Annotated in this window: 17 protein-coding genes; 8 read left to right on the forward strand and 9 right to left on the reverse strand. The window is 69.5% G+C overall.

What is annotated here, in order from left to right; all coding sequences use genetic code 11:
- The first annotated feature begins 151 nt into the window (after positions 1-151).
- From nhaA to ACIOMQ_RS05950, 4 genes are all read left to right on the forward strand, one after another.
- A complete protein-coding gene (gene nhaA, locus ACIOMQ_RS05935; protein WP_362193362.1) occupies positions 152-1,558 on the forward strand; it encodes a Na+/H+ antiporter NhaA in 1,407 nt (468 codons plus the stop codon).
- A gap of 47 nt (positions 1,559-1,605) precedes the next feature.
- On the forward strand, positions 1,606-2,139 hold the full coding sequence (locus tag ACIOMQ_RS05940) for a phage holin family protein (RefSeq protein ID WP_401262432.1): 534 nt from the start codon (positions 1,606-1,608) through the stop codon (positions 2,137-2,139).
- Positions 2,136-3,296, forward strand: a complete 1,161-nt coding sequence (locus tag ACIOMQ_RS05945; protein ID WP_402188056.1) for an alpha/beta fold hydrolase — start codon at positions 2,136-2,138, stop codon at positions 3,294-3,296. The genes ACIOMQ_RS05940 and ACIOMQ_RS05945 overlap by 4 nt, the downstream gene beginning before the upstream one ends.
- Positions 3,297-3,401: 105 nt before the next feature.
- Positions 3,402-3,605 carry a hypothetical protein gene (locus ACIOMQ_RS05950; RefSeq protein ID WP_362193353.1) on the forward strand — a complete coding sequence of 68 codons (204 nt, stop codon included), beginning with the start codon at positions 3,402-3,404 and terminating at the stop codon, positions 3,603-3,605.
- Between the two features lie 201 nt (positions 3,606-3,806).
- Here ACIOMQ_RS05950 and ACIOMQ_RS05955 read toward each other — a convergent pair whose 3' ends face one another.
- The 4 genes from ACIOMQ_RS05955 to nth form a co-directional block, all read right to left on the reverse strand.
- Complete coding sequence (locus ACIOMQ_RS05955) at positions 3,807-4,634, reverse strand: M55 family metallopeptidase (protein ID WP_362193350.1); 828 nt, start codon at positions 4,632-4,634, stop codon at positions 3,807-3,809.
- Between the two features lie 122 nt (positions 4,635-4,756).
- Complete coding sequence (locus tag ACIOMQ_RS05960; protein WP_362193347.1) at positions 4,757-5,962, reverse strand: MarP family serine protease; 1,206 nt, start codon at positions 5,960-5,962, stop codon at positions 4,757-4,759.
- An 88-nt stretch (positions 5,963-6,050) separates the two neighbouring features.
- Positions 6,051-6,752, reverse strand: coding sequence for a CoA pyrophosphatase (locus ACIOMQ_RS05965; protein WP_362193752.1), 702 nt, complete (start codon positions 6,750-6,752; stop codon positions 6,051-6,053).
- A 330-nt stretch (positions 6,753-7,082) separates the two neighbouring features.
- Complete coding sequence (gene nth / locus ACIOMQ_RS05970) at positions 7,083-7,907, reverse strand: endonuclease III (protein WP_402127966.1); 825 nt, start codon at positions 7,905-7,907, stop codon at positions 7,083-7,085.
- Between the two features lie 490 nt (positions 7,908-8,397).
- Here nth and ACIOMQ_RS05975 point away from each other — a divergent pair, with 490 nt between their 5' ends.
- Positions 8,398-9,072: a Crp/Fnr family transcriptional regulator gene (locus ACIOMQ_RS05975; protein ID WP_014046869.1), complete on the forward strand. Its 675-nt coding sequence runs from the start codon at positions 8,398-8,400 to the stop codon at positions 9,070-9,072.
- Between the two features lie 197 nt (positions 9,073-9,269).
- Here ACIOMQ_RS05975 and ACIOMQ_RS05980 read toward each other — a convergent pair whose 3' ends face one another.
- The 4 genes from ACIOMQ_RS05980 to ACIOMQ_RS05995 form a co-directional block, all read right to left on the reverse strand.
- Positions 9,270-10,100 carry an MBL fold metallo-hydrolase gene (locus ACIOMQ_RS05980; protein ID WP_362193341.1) on the reverse strand — a complete coding sequence of 277 codons (831 nt, stop codon included), beginning with the start codon at positions 10,098-10,100 and terminating at the stop codon, positions 9,270-9,272.
- Entirely contained in the window at positions 10,097-11,005 is a 909-nt protein-coding gene (locus ACIOMQ_RS05985) for an NUDIX hydrolase (protein ID WP_402188058.1), read from the reverse strand. Before ACIOMQ_RS05985 ends, ACIOMQ_RS05980 begins: the two co-directional genes overlap by 4 nt.
- Before the next feature lie 358 nt (positions 11,006-11,363).
- Positions 11,364-11,834 carry a RidA family protein gene (locus ACIOMQ_RS05990; RefSeq protein WP_362193335.1) on the reverse strand — a complete coding sequence of 157 codons (471 nt, stop codon included), beginning with the start codon at positions 11,832-11,834 and terminating at the stop codon, positions 11,364-11,366.
- Positions 11,834-11,992, reverse strand: coding sequence for a DUF4177 domain-containing protein (locus ACIOMQ_RS05995; protein ID WP_003967454.1), 159 nt, complete (start codon positions 11,990-11,992; stop codon positions 11,834-11,836). Before ACIOMQ_RS05995 ends, ACIOMQ_RS05990 begins: the two co-directional genes overlap by 1 nt.
- Positions 11,993-12,063: 71 nt before the next feature.
- Here ACIOMQ_RS05995 and ACIOMQ_RS06000 point away from each other — a divergent pair, with 71 nt between their 5' ends.
- Positions 12,064-13,062, forward strand: a complete 999-nt coding sequence (locus ACIOMQ_RS06000) for an ArsA-related P-loop ATPase (RefSeq protein WP_362193332.1) — start codon at positions 12,064-12,066, stop codon at positions 13,060-13,062.
- On the forward strand, positions 13,059-14,558 hold the full coding sequence (locus ACIOMQ_RS06005; RefSeq protein WP_362193329.1) for an ArsA family ATPase: 1,500 nt from the start codon (positions 13,059-13,061) through the stop codon (positions 14,556-14,558). The genes ACIOMQ_RS06000 and ACIOMQ_RS06005 overlap by 4 nt, the downstream gene beginning before the upstream one ends.
- 13 nt (positions 14,559-14,571) lie before the next feature.
- Here the strand turns inward: ACIOMQ_RS06005 and ACIOMQ_RS06010 are convergent, their stop codons facing one another.
- A complete protein-coding gene (locus ACIOMQ_RS06010) occupies positions 14,572-14,922 on the reverse strand; it encodes a WhiB family transcriptional regulator (RefSeq protein ID WP_362193326.1) in 351 nt (116 codons plus the stop codon).
- Positions 14,923-15,308: 386 nt separating this feature from the next.
- On the opposite strand from ACIOMQ_RS06010, the gene ACIOMQ_RS06015 reads away from it, so the two are divergent.
- Positions 15,309-17,564, forward strand: a complete 2,256-nt coding sequence (locus tag ACIOMQ_RS06015) for a transglycosylase domain-containing protein (protein WP_402188061.1) — start codon at positions 15,309-15,311, stop codon at positions 17,562-17,564.
- Position 17,565 lies beyond the last annotated feature (1 nt).

Consider the following 17,565-nt stretch of genomic DNA (forward strand, 5'->3'; position numbering starts at 1 on the left):
AGATCACCGAATACAGCCCCGCGCGTCCCGGGTACAGTGGCAGCCGCGTCAACAAACCAATAAGAAATCTCCACAGGGTGTGCCGGGAAGTCTGGTCGGCAAGTGCATCAGCCATGCCATCGCTGCCGTACCGACCCGGAGGTCTTCACTCGTGGCCGCGCCCACCCCCGCACCCCCTTCTCCCCGCCGCACCTTTCTCGGGCGCCTGTCCCTCCCCGAGCGGAACTACCTCGCGGACGCGCTACGCACCGAAACGGTCGGCGGCGTCATCCTGCTGGTCTCCGCGATAGCGGCCCTGGTGTGGGCGAACACGTTCGGTTCCGGTTACGCGGCTGTCAGCGACTTCCACTTCGGTCCCGCGTCGCTGGGCCTCAACCTCTCCGTGGAGCACTGGGCGGCGGACGGGCTGCTCGCGGTCTTCTTCTTCGTCGCGGGCGTCGAGCTCAAGCGGGAACTGGTCGCGGGCGAACTGCGGGACCCCAAGGCGGCCGCCCTCCCCGTCGTCGCCGCGCTGTGCGGAATGGCGGTTCCGGCCGTCGTCTACACACTCGTGGCCGTGACCGGCGGAGGGTCCACGGACGGCTGGGCCGTCCCCACCGCCACCGACATCGCCTTCGCCCTCGCCGTTCTCGCGGTCATCGGGACCTCGCTGCCGAACGCGCTGCGCGCCTTCCTGCTGACCCTCGCCGTCGTCGACGACCTCTTCGCGATTTTGATCATCGCGGTCTTCTTCACCGAGAAGATCGACTTCATGGCGCTGATCGGCGCTTTCATCGGCCTCGGCATCTTCTACCTGCTGCTGCGCAGGAATGTGCGGGGCTGGTACATCTACCTACCGCTCGCCCTGGTCATCTGGGGCCTGATGTACAACAGCGGCATTCACGCCACCATCGCCGGTGTCGCCATGGGCCTGATGCTCCGCTGCACGACGCGGGACGGCGAGACCCACTCCCCCGGCGAGCACATCGAGCACCTGGTCCGCCCGCTGTCGGCCGGTGTCGCCGTACCGCTGTTCGCGCTCTTCTCGGCCGGGGTCTCCCTCTCCGGCGGCGCGCTGGCGGACGTCTTCACCCGGCCCGAGACGCTCGGTGTGGTCCTGGGGCTCGTCGTCGGCAAGGCGATGGGCATCTTCGGCGGTACGTGGCTGGCCACCCGCTTCACCAAGGCGGAGCTGAACAAGGATCTGGCCTGGGCGGATGTCTTCGCGGTCGCCTCTCTTGCCGGGATCGGCTTCACCGTCTCGCTGCTCATCGGCGAACTGGCCTTCGCCGGCGACGAGGACATGGTCAACGAGGTCAAGGCGGCCGTACTGATCGGTTCCCTGACGGCCGCCGCACTCTCCGGGGTGTTGCTCAAACTCCGGGTGCGCACCTACCGGGCGCTGCACGAGGCCGAGGAGCTCGACGCGGACGAGGACGGCGTGCCCGACGTCTACGAGCAGGACGATCCGGAGTATCACCTGCGGATGGCCTCGATATACGAGAAGAAGGCAGCCGAACACCGCCGCCTTGCCCAACTGGCGGGGGCAGCGAGCAGCAAGCCGGACAGTCCGGCATGATCTGACACCAGATGTATTGAGCAGGAGAGCAGGAGAGGGAGTCAGGGATGAGCGACCCCGGCAACAACGCGGGCAGCGCCGACCGCAGTCTCGGACAGCTGGTCGCCGCGGCGACGGCCGAGATGTCCGCACTGGTGCACGACGAGATCGCCCTGGCCAAGGCCGAAGTGCGCCAGGACGTCAAGCGTGGCGTCACCGGAAGCGTGGCGTTCATCATCGCGGGCGTGCTGTTTCTGTTCGCGATCCCGGTGCTGAGCTTCGGGGCCGCCTACTGGATCCACACCTCGGGGCTGGGCCTGGCCTGGTGCTTCGGGATCGTGGGCCTCGCCTTCATCGTGCTGGGGGCGTTGCTCGCGCTGTTCGCCGTCGCCAAGTTCAAGAAGGTGAAGCCGCCGGAGAAGTCCATCGCTTCGGCCAAGCAGACGGCGGCTGTGCTGCAGGGCGTCAAGCCGCACCCGCGGCCCGCCGTCCCGGCAGGGGAAAGCCGTCCGGAGGTCACGGGCAGCACACTGACGCACAAGGCTCTGGAGAAGTCTCCGGTCCAGGACAAGGCGTCCGCTGTGGCACGCTCGTCCACATGACGGTCCCCGATTCCAGCACATCCGGCCCAGAAGGCCCGGAAAGCCCAGTTGGCCCGGAAGATCAGGCAAGCCAAGTAAGTCGGACGGGTCAGGTAGGTCAGACGGGTCGGGTAAGCCAGGAAGGCCCGGACGGCTCCAGTGCTCCCGAGTCCCACGGTTCACCCGGCCCAGCAGGCACGACCGGTCCGGCGGGCACGACCGGCCCAGCAGGCACGACCGGCCCGGCAGGCGTGACCGGTGTCGGAGGACCGGTGCGGCTCGACGGGCCGTGGACCCACCGGGACGTGGCGGCCAACGGTGCCCGCTTCCACATCGCCGAACTCGGCGATGGGCCGCTGGTACTGCTGCTGCACGGCTTCCCGCAGTTCTGGTGGACCTGGCGCCATCAGCTCACCGCACTCGCCGACGCCGGTTTCCGCGCCGTGGCGATGGATCTGCGGGGGGTCGGCGGCAGCGACCGCACGCCCCGGGGTTACGACCCCGCAAATCTGGCGCTCGACGTCACCGGCGTCATCCGCTCGCTCGGCGAACCGGACGCGGCCCTGGTCGGACATGACATGGGCGGCTATCTCGCCTGGACGGCCGCGGTGATGCGCCCGAAGCTGGTGCGCCGCCTCGTGGTCTCCTCGATGCCGCATCCACGCCGCTGGCGTTCCTCGATGCTCTCCGACTTCGCGCAGTCCCGGGCGGGCTCGTACGTCTGGGGTTTCCAGCGCCCGTGGGTGCCGGAGCGTCAGCTCGTCGCCGACGACGCGGCGTTGGTGGGCCGGCTGATCCGCGACTGGGCGGGGCCCCGGGCCCCGGAGTTCCCCGACGACACGGCGGTCGACGTCTACCGGCGCGCCATGTGCATCCCGTCGACGGCGCACTGCTCGATCGAGCCGTACCGCTGGATGGTCCGTTCTCTGGCCCGTCCGGACGGAATCCAGTTCAACCGGCGGATGAAACGGCCGGTACGGGTACCCACACTGCACCTGCACGGTTCACTCGATCCGGCGATCCGTACGCGCAGCGCGGCGGGGTCCGGCGAGTACGTCGAGGCGCCGTACCGTTGGCGACTTTTCGACGGTCTGGGACACTTCCCCCACGAGGAGGATCCGGCCGGCTTCTCGGCCGAACTCATCAACTGGCTCAAGGATCCCGAGCCCGACCGGTAGCCGCACGGCACAGTTGTCCGACGAACAGCCAATTGCCCGGCGCATAAGCCAATTGGCTGACGGATGGGCGGTTACCGACCATGAGGCACGGGCAGACGTCGGGGTATGGGCTGGACGCACGACTTCGGTGACGCAGCACGCAACCGTCGCTCGACCGCCACGGCAGGTCCGAGCACTCATGAGGGGGGCGGCCCCCAGGGCCGGGTGCACGATATGCATGTTCTGCATGATCCCCAGCTCGGTATTCCGCGCATTCTGCGCCGTAGGGCCCGCTGGGTCTCGGCGCGACTGCGCCATCCACGCGGATGAGGTCCGTCCCGGCCGACCGGTGAGCGTTCACCGGCCGGGCGGGACTTCCACAGCCGGCTCCCGGCTGCCACCGGTCAGTACGCGTGGAGCGCACACCCGGCGCGCATGGGAACCCCCAGGCACACCCAGTGGCCTGGGGCGACCACACGTGCCTGCGCAGTCCCGACCGGGGTGCGCAGTGCCAGCCGGGGGTGCGCAGCGCTAGCCGGGTTTGATGGTGGCGAGCTGGACGAGCAGCAGGACCAGTCGGTATGCCTCGGCGAAGTCGGCGGCGGTGAACGTGACCGTACGGCCGCCCTCGGCACGTGAGACACCCGGCACGAGTGTCGCCAGGTCAACCGTGGTCGGGCTGTGGAGGTCGACCTCCACATCGAGCGGTCCCTCGATGGTCAGCGGCGAAACCAGTGCACGCCGCAACATGGCTTCGGCCGCAGCCCGGCGCAGACGCTCCCTGGCTTCTTCGGGGTGCAGGGTGACAGCGGCAGCCTGGCCGAGGGCTTGCTTGACCGCGACGGTGGCCGCGGAGGGAACCAGATCATTCAGTTCGGCGCAGGCGGTGTCGTCGCCGCTGAACAGCACGACCGGCACGCCCAGATGCCCGGCCATGGCGGCATTGAGACCGATCTCGCCCAGGGAACGCCCGGCCACGCGCACGTCCAGGATGTCGTCGCTCATGGTGTGCGCCAGCACGGCCGGGCCGCCACCGGCTCGGGCGTGGTAGCCGATCAGCATGACTGCGTCGGTGTGTTCGTCGAGCCCGCCGAGCATGCCCAGCGGGCGCGGCTTGCCGCGTACCAGGTGTGCCCGGCGGTCAAGTTCCTCCGGCAGCAAGTTGCGGAAAGGACCGTGCGCGTCGGCGACCAGAACCACAGCAGTGGGTTCGGCCTCCAGAACGCCGGCGATCACGGCATTCGCCTCGGCCGTCATCAACGCCCGGCCGCGCTCGTAGTCGTAGCGATCCGGGTTCGTCTCGGTGGGATGTACAACCCCCGAGATGCCCTCCATGTCAACAGAGATCAGCACCTTCATGACTCAGGGAGTGTACGTGTCGTGCTCAACACGTCGGGGAGCCGCACGACGTGATCTCCGGCCTGGCCGGTGCGGCCCCCTCGAATCCACCGGGAACCCGGCGAACCCTCGCGGTCACGGCGCTAGAGCGCGCACGACTGGCTGTCGACCTGCTGGCCGGCCGAGAGGCCGTGCGCGATGTCCTGGCGGATCTCGTCGGCCGTCAGCGCGTAACCGGTGTTCGGGTCGTCGAGCGACTTCGCGAAGACGACCCCGTACACCTTGCCGTCGGGGGTCAGCAACGGTCCGCCCGAGTTGCCCTGACGGACGGTCGCGAAGAGCGAGTACACATCGCGGCGGACGGTTCCCCGGCGGTAGATGTCCGGGCCACTGGCGTCGATACGGCCCCGGACGCGCGCGGCTCGTACGTCGTACGAGCCGTTCTCCGGGAAGCCCGCGACGATGGCGCTGTTGCCGGTCCGGGCGTCGTGATCGGTGTCGGCGAACTTCAGCGGCTTCGCGTCGAGGTCCGGTACGTCAAGTACGGCGATGTCGCGCCGCCAGTCGTAGAGGACGACCTTCGCGTCGTACAGCCGTCCCTGACCGCCGATCTGGACGGTCGGCTCGTCGACGCCGCCGACGACATGGGCGTTGGTCATCACCCGGCGGTCGGAGAAGACGAAGCCGGTGCCTTCGAGGACCTTGCCGCAGCTCGGGGCCGTACCGACGACCTTGACGATGGACTCCTTGGCGCGGGCCGCGACGGGGCTGCCGACCAGCGCCGGATCGGGGGCCTGGACCTCGGTGATCGGCTCGTTGGCGAAGGGGCTGAAGACCTGCGGGAAGCCGTTCTGTGCGAGGACCGAGGAGAAGTCCGTGAACCAGGTGGAGGCCTGGGCGGGCATCACCCGGGAGATGCCGAGCAGGACCGAGGAGCTGCGCACCTCCTTGCCCAGCGTCGGCAGTGAGGTGCCCGCCAGTGCCGAGCCGATCAGCCAGGCGACCAGCAGCATCGCGACCACGTTGACCAGGGCGCCGCCGGTGGCGTCGAGGGCGCGCGCGGGCGACCACGTGATGTATCTGCGGAGCTTGTTTCCCAAGTGGGTGGTGAATGCCTGCCCCACCGAGGCGCAGACGATCACGATGACGACGGCGACAACGGCTGCCGTCGATGAGACCTCGGAGCCGTTCGTCAGCTGGTCCCACAGGACCGGCAGCAGATAAACGGCGACGAGACCGCCGCCCAGGAACCCGATCACCGACAGGATGCCGACGACGAACCCCTGGCGATAGCCGATGACCGCGAACCACACGGCGCCGGCCAGCAGCAGGATGTCCAGCACGTTCACCGTCTATAGCCTCGCAGATTCGTCACCGGGCCCGATCCTTCGGCTGGGTCCGGGCACGGCCGGACAGCGCAGCACGGGAGTCAGCCTGTCATGCGCGCCAGTCGAGCGGCACCTGCTTGGCGGTGTCCCACGGGCGCTCCCAGCCCGCGAAGTGCAGAATGCGGTCGATCACTCCGGCTGTGAAGCCCCAGACCAGAGCGGATTCGACCAGAAATGCCGGGCCTCGGTGACCGCTCGGATGGACGGTGGTGGCGCGGTTCGCCGGATCCGTGAGATCCGCCACGGGGACGGTGAAGACCCGGGCGGTCTCACCCGGATCGACGACGCCGACCGGACTCGGCGACCGCCACCAGCCGAGGACCGGTGTCACGACGAAGCCGCTCACGGGGATGTAGAGCCGGGGCAGCACGGCGAAGAGCTGGACCCCGCGCGGATCGAGGCCGGTCTCCTCCCGGGCCTCCCGCAGCGCGGCCCTGAGCGGCCCCGTGGTCGCCTGGTCGCCGTCCTCCGGGTCCAGGGCGCCACCGGGGAAGGACGGCTGCCCGGCGTGGGAGCGCAGGCTTCCGGATCGCTCCATGAGCAGCAGCTCGGGGCCGCGCGCGCCCTCCCCGAACAGCACGAGTACGGCGGACTGCCGCCCGGCGCCGCTCTCGGGCGGCAGGAAGCGGCTGAGCTGGTCCGGCTCGATGGTCTGCGCGGCGCGGGCGACGGGGGCGAGCCAGTCGGGCAGGCCCTCGGCCGTGACGGTGACGGCGCCGTCACGACCGGCGCCTGCCGGGGTGGCGGCAATCGCGGCCGCGACCGCCGCCGCAGGACTGGCGGCTGCGGGACTGCCGGCTACGGGACTGAACGTCGCGGGGCTGATCGTCGCGCGGTCGACCGCCGCCGGGCGGGCCGTCGCCGCTGTGGCCGCCGCTTCAGCACTCTGCTCGCGCTCGGTGACCTGCCCGCGCTCGGTGACCTGCTCGCGCGCGTTCTGCTCGCGCGCAGTCCGCTCGTGCGTGCTCTGCGTGTTCTGCTCGTGCGTGTTCTGCGTGCTCTGTTCGTGCGTCTTCATAGGCACCCCTCGTCTCACAACGCCTGTCGTCACGCATTTCGTTCCGGGGCGGACGACCACAGGTCAGTCGGCCCCCGGGCCGGGCGCGGGCCTGCCCGGGTAGTCCGGCGGCGGACTGAGCCGCTGACCGGGCTGACCACCCATCTCGTACTTCAGCAGCTTCTTGGCCTTCTCCGGGTCCGTCTCGCCCTCCCCGTACGCGGGGCAGAGCGGGGCGATCGGACAGGCCCCGCAGGCGGGCTTGCGGGCATGGCAGATGCGGCGCCCGTGGAAGACCACGCGGTGGGAGAGCATCGTCCACTCGCTCTTGGGGAAGATCGCGCCGACCTCTGCCTCGACCTTCTCCGGGTCCTCCTGCTCCGTCCACTTCCAGCGGCGTACCAGGCGTCCGAAGTGGGTGTCGACCGTGATTCCCGGTACGCCGAAGGCATTCCCGAGCACGACGTTGGCGGTCTTGCGGCCGACCCCCGGCAGGGTGACGAGATCGGCGAGGCGGCCCGGCACCTCGCCGCCGAATCTGTCCCTGATCGCCACGGAGAGACCTATCAGCGACTTGGTCTTGGCCCGGAAGAAGCCGGTCGGCCGGATGAGCTCTTCCATTTCCTCCGGAACAGCCGCTGCCATGTCCTCGGGCGTGGGATAGGCGGCGAAGAGCGCGGGGGTGGTCTGGTTGACCCTCAGGTCGGTGGTCTGGGCGGAGAGGACCGTGGCTACGAGAAGCTCGAAGGGGTTCCTGAAGTCCAGCTCGGGGTGGGCATACGGGTAGAGCTCGGCGAGCTCACGGTTGATCCTGCGGGCCCGGCGGACCATCGCCAGGTGAGATTCCGGTTTCGCTCCGGCCCTCGCGCCGGACGTCGCAGGCTTCACCCCGGCCTTCGCAGCCTTCACCCCGGCCTTCGCGCCGGACGTCGCGGGTTTCGCTCCGGCTTTTCCGGGCTCCGCTCCGGTCTTCCCGCGTTTCGGGGTGGACTCCGCGGTGGACTCGGATGTGGACTCCGATGTGGGCCCCGATTCGGTGGGCTTGGCTGCCGTCTTCCTCGCGGCCCTCACTCCGGACCTCGGAACCTGCTCGACAACAGGGCGTTTTGTCGCTTTTTCCGGGCGACTCGCCCTCTGTTCGCCCACAGCGGAATCACGGCCTTCCGACACCCCATCAGCCCCCTTGGCCTGCACTCTCACCGGCGATTTGGACACCCGGCCAGCCTAGAGCCACGCACCGACATTCGCCCCGGTCACCGCGTATCCGTCCCCGATCGGCCCCCTGCCGCACGGTTCGGCACGCCCGTGCGTCAAACTGGTTTGTGATTGATCGCACTGTTTTACCGTCCGGCATGATGGGGACCACGGTTCCCTGAACAGGCCGACAAGGAGAGAACTCGTGGACGACGTTCTGCGGCGCGCCCCGCTTTTCGCGGCGCTCGATGATGAGCAGGCCGCGGAGCTCCGCGCCTCGATGAGTGAGGTGACCCTCGCACGCGGCGACGCGCTCTTCCACGAGGGCGACCCGGGCGACCGCCTCTATGTGGTCACCGAGGGCAAGGTGAAACTCCACCGCACCTCGCCCGACGGGCGCGAGAACATGCTGGCGGTCCTCGGCCCCGGCGAGCTGATCGGTGAGCTGTCGCTCTTCGACCCGGGCCCGCGCACCGCGACCGCGACCGCGCTGACCGAGGTCAAGCTCCTCGGCCTCGGCCACGGCGACCTCCAGCCCTGGCTGAACGCCCGCCCCGAGGTGGCCACGGCCCTGCTGCGTGCCGTCGCCCGTCGGCTGCGCAAGACCAACGACCAGATGTCCGACCTGGTCTTCTCGGACGTACCCGGCCGTGTCGCCCGCGCCCTCCTCGACCTGTCGCGCCGCTTCGGCGTCCAGTCGGAGGAAGGCATCCATGTCGTCCACGACCTGACCCAGGAAGAGCTGGCCCAGCTGGTCGGCGCCTCCCGCGAGACGGTCAACAAGGCGCTCGCCGACTTCGCCGGGCGTGGCTGGCTGCGCCTGGAGGCACGCGCCGTGATCCTGCTGGACGTGGAGCGCCTGGCCAAGCGGTCCCGCTAGCCGACCGACGCCCGACCGACCCACGTCCGTCCGTCCGACTGCCCCAGAAGGCCAGAAGGCCCGAGGGCCCGGCGGTCCGGCGGTCCGACCGGGCGGTACCGGGCGGTACCGGGCAAGGCTGGACGCCGTCTCCGTACGCAAGGCCCTGCCAGGCGGCTCCGCCGCACGGCGGGGCCTTCCGCGTATCCGCCCCTGCCCTAGATCAGCCCGTGCTCGCCCAGGTAGTCCAACTGCGCCAGCACCGAGAGTTCCGCCGCGGGCCACAGGGACCGGTCGACATCCGCGTACACCTGCGCCACCACCTCCGACGCCGTCCGGTACCCCGCCTCGACCGCCGTCTCCACCTGGGCCAGCCGGTGCGCGCGGTGTGCGAGGTAGAACTCGACCGCGCCCTGCGCGTCCTCCAGCACCGGGCCGTGTCCCGGCAGCACCGTGTGCACGCCGTCGTCGACGGTCAGCGAGCGCAGCCTCCGCAGCGAATCGAGGTAATCGCCGAGCCGCCCGTCCGGATGCGCGACGACCGTGGTGCCGCGTCCGAGAATCGTGTCCCCCGTCAGCACCGCCCGGTCGGCCGGCAGGTGGAAGGACAGCGAGTCCGCGGTGTGCCCCGGGGTCGGCACGACGCGGAGCTCCAGACCTCCGGTGGTGATCACGTCACCCGAGGTCAGGCCCTCGTCACCGAGGCGCAGTGCCGGGTCCAGGGCACGCACCTTCGTACGGGTCAGCTCGGCGAAGCGTGCCGCGCCCTCCGCGTGGTCGGGGTGCCCGTGGGTGAGCAGGGTGAGCGCGATCCGGCGGCCCGCCCGCTCGGCGGTGTCGATGACGCCCCGCAGATGTATGTCGTCCAGCGGCCCCGGGTCGATGACGACCGCGAGGTCGGAGCCGGGCTCGGCGACGATCCAGGTGTTGGTCCCGTCCAGCGTCATCGGCGAGGCGTTGGGGGCCAGGACGTTGACGGTACGGATGGTGGCGGGCCCGGACAGGACCCCGCCGCGCGGCTGCCCGGGCAGCTCGTGCGCGTCGCTCATACCTCTTCACCTCCCGCACCACCGGCACCGGCCGGCCCGCTCGGGATGTGCTTGGTGAACTCGTCGTGTCCCGGCCAGCTCAGCACCAACTCGTCACCCTCCAGCCGCGCCTGCGCGAGCACGGGGGTGAGGTCCTGGGAATCCGCCGCCTTCAGGGCCTCGGCAGCCGTCCCGTACGGCCGGAGCGCCCGGAGCGTCGACACGGTCGGCGGCATCATCAGCAGCTCGCCCCGGTCGTACCCGTCGGCCGCGTCGCCGGGCCCGATCCACACCGTGCGGTCGGCCTCCGTGGAGGCGTTGCGGGTGCGCTGGCCCTCGGGGAGCGCGGCGACGAAGAACCATGTGTCGTACCGGCGCGGCTCGAACTCGGGGGTGATCCAGCGCGCCCAGGCGCCCAGCAGGTCGGAGCGCAGCACCAGACCTCGCCGGTCCAGGAACTCCGCGAAGGACAGCTCTCGCGCGACCAGTGCCTCGCGATCGGCCTCCCAGTCGGCGCCGGTGATGTCGCTGACGACCGTATCGGCGGTCGGACCGGCGAGGAGGACGCCCGCCTCCTCGTACGTCTCACGGACGGCCGCGCAGACGATGGCCTGGGCCTCGGCCGGCGTATCGACGCCGAGCCGCGCGGCCCAGCTCTCCAGTGCGGGTCCGGCCCAGCCGACGAGCCGATCGTCGTCGCGCGGGTCGACTCCGCCACCCGGATAGGCGTACGCGCCGCCTGCGAAGGCCATGGAGGCGCGGCGGCGCAGCATGTGGACGGCGGGGCCGCTCGCGGTGCCAGTGGCAGGGTCCCGGAGCAGCATCACGGTGGCGGCCCGCCTCGGGGGCGCGGCCGTCAGCTCACCTGAGGCGAGTGCCCGGATCCGGTCGGGCCATTCCGGTGGGTACCACTGACCATTGGACATGGCCGGAGGCTATCCGGAACCGCGCCGATGTTCGAGAGGCGCGTTGATCCGTACATGCCCCGTACATACATGATCCCGCCCGGTCGTCACGACCGGGCGGGATCAGAGAATCGACAGCGGATGGCACCGGCACGGCGCCGCCCCAAGGGCTGTCCCGTGGCCGAACCGCGACGGCCGTACGGCTCGGACTCCGCGCCGCACCCCGGCGGACCACGGACCGCGGAGGGCGGACCGCGGGCCACGACGGACCCACATCAGCGACCACCACCGGACCACGACGGACGCACGGCTCAAGCCCGCACCGGCCCCGGCAGGCTCACACCTCAAGCCCCACCGGCCCCGGCAGACGAGCTGCTGCTCAGGCCCCGGCCAGCTCGACCTGGACCTCGACCTCCACCGGCGCGTCCAGCGGCAGCACCGCGACGCCCACCGCGCTGCGCGCGTGCACGCCCTTGTCGCCGAGAACCGCGCCCAGCAGCTCACTGGCGCCGTTGATCACGGCGGGCTGCCCGGTGAAGTCGGATGCCGAGGCGACGAAGCCCACGACCTTCACGACACGTGCGATCCGGTCCAGATCGCCCGCGACGGACTTCACGGCGGCCAGCGCGTTGAGCGCGCAGGTCTTCGCCAGTTCCTTGGCCTCGTCGGCCGTGACCTCCGCACCGACCTTGCCGGTGACCGCGAGCTTGCCGTCCACCATCGGCAGCTGGCCGGAGGTGTACACGTACACCCCGGACTGCACGGCCGGCTGGTACGAGGCCAGCGGCGGTACGACGTCCGGCAGCGTCAGCCCGAGCTCGGCGAGCTTCGCCTCGACGGCGCCCGCCACTACGCCTTCTCCCGCTTCAGGTAGGCCACGAGCTGCTCGGGGTTGTTCGGGCCGGGAACGACCTGGACCAGCTCCCAGCCGTCCTCGCCCCAGGTGTCCAGAATCTGCTTGGTCGCGTGCACGAGAAGGGGCACGGTCGCGTATTCCCACTTGGTCATGGCCCGACTGTAATGCCTGGCACGCACAGCCTCGTGCGTAGCCCGCGGCCCGACTGGTTAGGCTCGAATACGTGAGCAGGTTCCAGGTCGTCAGCGGCAAGGGTGGTACCGGTAAGACCACGGTCGCCGCCGCCCTCGCCCTCGCCCTCGCGACCGAGGGCAGGCGCACCCTCCTCGTGGAGGTCGAGGGCAGGCAGGGCATCGCCCAGCTCTTCGAGACGGAGTCGCTTCCGTACGAGGAGCGCAAGATCGCCGTCGCGCCCGGCGGCGGCGAGGTGTACGCCCTCGCGATCGACGCCGAACGCGCCCTTCTCGACTACCTCCAGATGTTCTACAAGCTCGGCAGCGCGGGCCGGGCGCTCAAGAAGCTCGGCGCGATCGACTTCGCCACGACGATCGCGCCCGGTGTGCGGGACGTGCTGCTGACCGGCAAGGCCTGCGAAGCCGTGCGCCGCAAGGACAAGCAGAACCGGTACGTCTACGACTACGTGATCATGGATGCGCCCCCCACCGGGCGCATCACCCGCTTTCTCAATGTGAACGACGAGGTGGCGGGACTGGCCCGGATCGGCCCGATACACCATCAAGCGCAGGCCGTGATGCGGGTGCTGAAGTCCCCCGAGACCGCGGTCCACCTGGTGACCCTGCTGGAGGAGATGCCGGTCCAGGAGACCGCGGACGGCATCGAGGAGCTGCGGGCGGCCGAACTGCCGGTCGGCCGGGTCATCGTGAACATGGTGCGCCCGCATCTGCTGGACGAGGAAGGGCTGCGCACCGCCGCGGGCGGCCGCCGCAAGGAGATCGCCAAGGCGCTGACGTGGGCGGGCGTGACCGGCTCGGCGGGGCTCGTGCGTCCCCTGGTCGAGCAGGCCGCCGAGCATGCCCAGCGGGTCGAGCTGGAGCGCGAACAGCGCACGCTGCTCGCGGGCCTGGAGCTGCCGGGGTACGAACTCCCGCTGATCGGCGAGGGCATGGACCCGGCCGGGCTGTACGACCTGGCGACCGAACTCCGCAAGCAGGGCGTGGGCGACGGGGCGGACGAAGGGGAGGGACAAGGGGTGGGCACATGACACAGGACGCGGACACGGACGAAGCCATCGCCACGGACACGCACAGGGCCACCGGCACGGCCGCAGCCGGCGCACCCGCGCCCGCACCCGCAGCTGTGCTGGACACCGACGCACTGCTCGACGACCCCGGCATCCGGATCGTCGTGTGCTGCGGTTCGGGCGGGGTCGGCAAGACCACGACCGCCGCGGCGCTGGGCGTACGGGCGGCCGAGCGCGGCCGCAAGGTCGTCGTCCTCACCATCGACCCGGCCCGCAGGCTCGCCCAGTCCATGGGGATCGACTCGCTCGACAACGTCCCGCGCCAGGTGCCGGGCATCACGGGCGGGGGCGCCGGGGAACTCCACGCGATGATGCTCGACATGAAGCGGACCTTCGACGAGATCGTCGAGGCCCACGCGGACGGCGAACGGGCCCGCGCGATCCTGGAGAACCCCTTCTACCAGTCCCTGTCGGCCGGTTTCGCGGGCACGCAGGAGTACATGGCGATGGAGAAGCTCGGCCAGCTGCGCGCGCGCAACGAGTGGGACCTGATCATCGTCGACACCCCGCCGTCGCGCTCCGCGCTGGACTTCCTGGACGCCCCGAAGCGGCTCGGTTCGTTCCTGGACGGGAAATTCATCAAGCTGCTGATGGCCCCGGCGAAGATGGGCGGCCGGGCCGGGATGAAGTTCCTCAACGTCGGCATGTCGATGATGACCGGCACGCTCGGCAAGCTGCTCGGCGGTCAGTTCCTGCGTGACGTACAGACCTTCGTGGCGGCGATGGACACCATGTTCGGCGGCTTCCGCACCCGGGCCGACGCCACGTACAAGCTGCTGCAGGCGCCCGGCACGGCGTTCCTCGTCGTGGCGACACCGGAGCGGGACGCGCTGCGCGAGGCGGCGTACTTCGTGGAACGGCTGGCAGCGGAGGAGATGCCGCTGGCCGGTCTGGTGCTCAACCGCGTCCACGGCAGCGGCGCCGCCCGGCTCTCCGCCGAACGCGCTCTGGCAGCCGCAGAAAATCTTGACGGAGTCGGCATTGTGGATCAGGCGTCCGGGAAGGCTGGACTTGGTGACCCGGCCGACTGGTCGGTCGTGTCCCCCGAAACCGTTGCCACCCCGTACACCGCACCTGAATCTTCCCGGCACGAGGCCGATCACGAGGCCGCGTACCCGCACGAGCACGAGGTCACCGAGAACTGCGAACCAGATCCGGAAGAAGAACCGAAGGCAGAACCGGAGAGAGAGCCGGAAACAGAGCCGGTGACGGGCCGGGACAGAGATCCTGAGGCCGCTGCCGTCGAGCAGCTGACCGCAGGGCTGTTGCGGCTGCACGCGGAACGGATGCAGGTGGTCGCGCGCGAAGAGCGCACACGCGATCGCTTCACCGCTCTGCATCCCGAAGTAGCCGTGGTCGAAGTGGCCGCCCTGCCCGGTGACGTACATGACCTTGCGGGGCTCCGGGCCATCGGGGACCGGCTCGCGACCGGTTCCGCCCCGGCCGGAGCTGCGTAGCCGCCCGTCCTGACTATCCCACCGCGGCGTACCTCTCGTGCAGTTCGTCGTCGTCCAGCCCGATCGCCACGGGCAGGATGCCCGAGGACTGCTCGTACTCGCTGCGCGCGGTCTCCAGCAGCCGGCGCCACGACGTGACGGTGGGCCGCCTGCGCAGCAGTGCGCGGCGCTCCCGCTCCGTCATTCCACCCCATACGCCGAATTCGACGCGGTTGTCCAGCGCGTCGGCCAGGCACTCGGTCCGCACCGGGCATCCGGTGCACACCGCCTTGGCTCTGTTCTGCGCTGCCCCTTGTACGAACAGTTCATCCGGATCGGTAGTGCGGCAGGCTGCCTGCGCACTCCAGTCGGTTACCCAGCCCATCACGGCGCCGTCCTCTCCCGAATCGAGGCTCCCCCACGGCGGCAGCGGCATATTCACCGCTGCCAGTGGAGGACGTTACGGAAGGCGGCGACAGCACAACACCCCCTTCGGGCCCAATCTTGAATGGCCCGAACGGACTATGCGTATGCGGCAGATCACCCAGGGGAGTGAGGTGAGGACATACCTGAATATCCCCGCAGAATCGGGACAGTTCTCCCGGATCACAACGGACGTTCGATGACACAGGCGGCGATTTCGGGAGCGCCTGAACGCGTGGCCGGATCATGCACGGGGGTTGATACGGAACGGGGCTGCTGTGACAGTTGAGAGCAGCTTAGGCCAAGGCATATACGTGTGTCCGGCGAATGAGAACGTAGGCTGCCCCCATGCCAAAGAAGCGCTCGGGCGGGGGTCTCACGACGACCCAGCAGGCCGCCAAGTTCCTCGGTGTCGCCGCACTTTCCGGAGTTGTGCTCGCGGGCATCGCGCTGCCGGCCGCCGGAGCACTGGGTCTGGCCACCAAAGGGACGGTCGAGGGATTCGACGAGATCCCGGCCAATCTCCAGACTCCGCCGCTGAGCCAGCGCACCACGATCCTGGACAGCAAGGGCGGAATGATCGCCTCGGTGTATTCGCGCGACCGCACGGTGGTCAAGCTGAAGGACATCTCGCCGTACATGCAGAAGGCGATCGTGGCGATCGAGGACGCCCGCTTCTACAAGCACGGAGCGGTCGACCTCAAGGGCATCCTGCGCGCACTGAACCGCAATGTGCAGACGGGCGGGACCGCGCAGGGCGCGTCGACGCTCACGCAGCAGTACGTGAAGAACGTCTTCGTCGAGGAGGCCGGTGACGACCCGGACAAGGTCGCGCAGGCCACACAGCAGACCCTGGGCCGCAAGATCCAGGAGCTGAAGTACGCGATCCAGGTCGAGGAGAAGCTCGGCAAGAAGAGGATTCTGACGAATTACCTGAACATCACCTTCTTCGGGCAGCAGGCATACGGCGTCGAGGCCGCCTCCCAGCGCTACTTCTCCAAGTCGGCGAAGGACCTGACGCTGGAGGAGTCCGCGCTGCTGGCCGGCATCGTGCAGTCGCCGAGCCGCTACGACCCGGTCAACGACCCGGCGGAGGCGACCAAGCGCCGCAACACCGTGCTCCAGCGGATGGCCGACGTCGGTGACATCACCCAGGCCGAGGCCGACAAGGCCAAGGCGAACCCGATCAAGCTGAAGGTCAAGAAGCCGAAGAACGGCTGCATCACGGCCGTCAGCGGCGCGGGCTTCTTCTGTGACTACGTACGCAACGTCTTCCTCACCGACCCGGCCTTCGGCAAGACCAAGGAGGACCGGGCCAAGGTCTGGAACCGGGGCGGTCTGACGGTCCGGACGACGCTCGACCCGCAGTCCCAGCAGTCGGTGCAGAACTCGGTCAAGAGCCACGTCTACAAGTCGGACAAGGTCGCGACGGCCGTGACGCTGGTCCAGCCGGGCACCGGCAAGATCATGGGAATGGGCCAGTCCAAGCCGTACGGCTTCGGGTCCAACGAGACCCAGTACAACTACTCGGTCGACAAGAGCATGGGCGGCTCGAACTACGGCTTCCCGACCGGTTCGACGTTCAAGCCGTTCCTCGCCGCGGCGGCCATAGAGGGCGGTAAGCCGGCCACCCAGGTCTACCCCTCCCCGTACGAGATGGACTACCCGGACACGGTGCGGTCCTGCGGAAAGCCGTGGGTCAACGACGGCGTGCCGAAATATCACCTGGAGAACGAGAGCGAGTCCGAGAAGGGGCCGTACGCGCTGAAGCAGGCGATGGAGAAGTCCGTCAACACCTACTTCGTGCAGATGCTCCAGGACATCGGCATGTGCCCGGTCTCGCAGATGACCGACAAGCTGGGCGTGGTGCAGGGCGACGGCACCAAACTGCCGCAGAATCCGTCCACGCTGACCCTCGGTTCCAACGGTCTGTCGCCGCTGACGATGGCCAGCGCCTACGCCGCCTTCGCCAACCGCGGTACGTACTGCACGCCGATCGCCATCGAGTCGGTCAAGGCGGCGGACGGCACCTCGCTCCCCGTACCGAAGACCAGCTGCTCGCAGGCGATGTCGCAGACGACGGCCGACACCATCAACACCCTGCTGCGCGGCGTGGTCGACTCCGGTACCGGTCAGGAGGCGGGCCTCGACAGCCGCGACAACGCGGGCAAGACCGGTACGACCGACGCCCGCAAGAACGCCTGGTTCGTCGGCTACACCCCGAACATGTCCGGCGCGGTCTGGGTCGGCAGCCCGTCCCAGAGCGTCGAGATGGAACGCATCACCATCGGTGGCGTGTACCAGGACAAGGTGTACGGCGGACAGGTCCCCGGACCGATCTGGCGTGACGCGATGACGGGAGCCCTCAATGGAGTGACCGCCCCCGCCTTCAACACCGTCGACATCCCGGATCCGCAGAGGGACGAGGGCGACGACGAGGACTGGGGCAATCCGGGCACCAACGGCTCCAAGCCCGGTGGCAAGCCCGGCGGGAAGCCCGGTGGCAACACCCCGTTCCCCGGTATGAGCCTTCCGTCGGGCCTGCTCGGCGGGAACAACGGCGACCACTCGGGCCGGACCAACAGCGGCACGCAGGGCCCCTGAC

Origin of the sequence: Streptomyces sp. NPDC087845, from assembly GCF_044742755.1 — a bacterium.
Taxonomy (GTDB): domain Bacteria; phylum Actinomycetota; class Actinomycetes; order Streptomycetales; family Streptomycetaceae; genus Streptomyces.